This is a genomic window from Dietzia sp. SYD-A1 (assembly GCF_015356725.1).
Lineage (GTDB): Bacteria > Actinomycetota > Actinomycetes > Mycobacteriales > Mycobacteriaceae > Dietzia.
Genome location: NZ_JADDKI010000504.1, coordinates 1 through 1,906 on the forward strand (window position 1 = coordinate 1; position 1,906 = coordinate 1,906).

Consider the following 1,906-nt stretch of genomic DNA (forward strand, 5'->3'; position numbering starts at 1 on the left):
CGGGTGGAGGCCCCGAGGGACCCGGCCCGGTGGCGGGCCACGGCGGCTCCCACGCCACCGCCGTCGCCGCGGCCCACGGCGTGCGGACGATGTTCACGCTCTCCGGAGCGCACGTCTTCCCCATGTACGACGCGGCGGAGAAGGAGGATCACGGGATCTCGTTGCTCGACGTCCGGCACGAGCAGACCGCGGCGTTCGCCGCCGAGGCCACCGGCAAGCTCACCCGCTCCCCCGGCCTGGCGGTGCTCACCGCCGGCCCGGGCGTCACCAACGGGATCAGCGCGATCTCCCAGGCGTCGTTCTCCGGCGCCCCCATGGTGGTGCTGGGCGGTCGCGCACCCGCGGGCCGCTGGGGAACCGGCAGCCTCCAGGAGTTCGACCACGTCCCACTGGTGCGGTCGGTGACGGTGTCCGCCGAGACGGCCCGCGACACCACCGACATCGCGGGCGCCACCCACCGCGCCTTCACGGCCGCACGCTCCGCCCATCGTGGGCCGGCGTTCCTGGACGTCCACATGGACCACTTCTTCGACCAGTGCGAGTCCGTTCGACCGGGACCGGGTTCCGGGCCCACCCCGGACCGCTCCCCCGACACCGACGCGGTCGACCGGATCGCCGACCTGGTGGTGGGCGCGCGGCGGCCCGTCCTCGTGGTGGGCTCCGACGTCTGGGCGGACGGCGCCGAGCTCGCTGCGCTGCGCTGCGTGGACACTCTCGGACTGCCCGCGATCCCCAACGGCATGGGCCGGGGGATCCTCCCCGCGGGGCACCCCCTCCTGGTGTCCAAGGCGCGCGGACTGGCCTTCGGGAACGCCGACCTCGTCGTGGTGGTGGGGACCCCACTGGACTTCCGCCTGGGCTATGGCGTGTTCGGAGGGAAGGACGGGGCCGAGCCCGCGACGGTCGTGCACATCGCCGATTCCCAGGGCCAGCTCAGTAGACACGCGGACCCCGCCGTCGCCACGGCCGGCGACCTGGGCCTGGTGATGGACGCACTGACCGAGGCGGTCCACCGTCGACCGGGGAGGCCGGACTGGAGCGCGTGGGCACGGTCGTTGCGCGAGAAGGCCGACGCCACCCACGCCGCCGACCTCGAGCTGTTCGGTGCGAGCGCCGATCCGATCCACCCCGCGCGAATCTACGGAGAGCTGCTACCGCGACTGGCCGAGGACGCCGTCGTGATCGGCGACGGCGGCGACTTCGTCTCCTTCGCCGGCAAGTTCATCGAACCCGCCCGACCCGGGAACTGGCTGGACCCGGGGCCGTTCGGCTGCCTCGGCGCGGGCCTGGGCGCCGCGATCGCCGCCCGGATCGCCCGGCCGTCCAGCCAGGTGGTCCTGCTGCTCGGCGACGGTGCCGCCGGATTCTCTCTTGTCGACGTGGACACCCTGGTCCGTCACCACCTGCCCGTGGTGATGGTGATGGGCAACAACGGCGCGTGGGGGTTGGAGAAGGGGCCGATGCAGATGCTGTACGGCTACGACGTGATCGCCGACCTCGCGCCCCGCACCCGGTACGACGAGGTGGTCAGAGCACTCGGTGGGGCGGGAGAGATGGTCACCGATCCCGCGCAGATCGGCCCGGCTCTCGACCGCGCGTTCGCCAGCGGGGTGCCGTACCTGGTCAACGTCGTCACAGACGTAGAGGCCGGGTATCCCAGGTCCACGTTCGGGGTGTGAGCGCCCGTCAGGACACGACGATCCGGTAGAGCAACTCCGGCCGGCCTCGGCCCCCGTACCGGTGCGAGACGTCGACGGCGCCGTTGCGGTGCAGATGATCGAGATAGCGGCGCACAGTCGCGCGGGAGGCGCCACTCGCGCGCGCGACCTCGGCGGCCGAGTGTCCGGCGCCGTCGTCCAGTGCGGCCAGGACCGCGTTCAGCGTCGGCTCGGACAAACCCTTGGGG

At 72.9% G+C, this 1,906-nt stretch carries 2 protein-coding genes; one reads left to right on the forward strand and one right to left on the reverse strand.

Translation table 11 applies throughout. The features are described from left to right. Window positions 1-29: 29 nt before the first annotated feature. Complete coding sequence (locus IY392_RS16175) at window positions 30-1,679, forward strand: acetolactate synthase (RefSeq protein ID WP_194861774.1); 1,650 nt, start codon at window positions 30-32, stop codon at window positions 1,677-1,679. A 7-nt stretch (window positions 1,680-1,686) separates the two neighbouring features. On the opposite strand, the gene IY392_RS16180 is transcribed toward IY392_RS16175, so the two are convergent. Beyond that, window positions 1,687-1,906 (reverse strand): helix-turn-helix domain-containing protein (locus tag IY392_RS16180; RefSeq protein ID WP_194861775.1); only part of this gene is annotated, 220 nt, incomplete at its 5' end.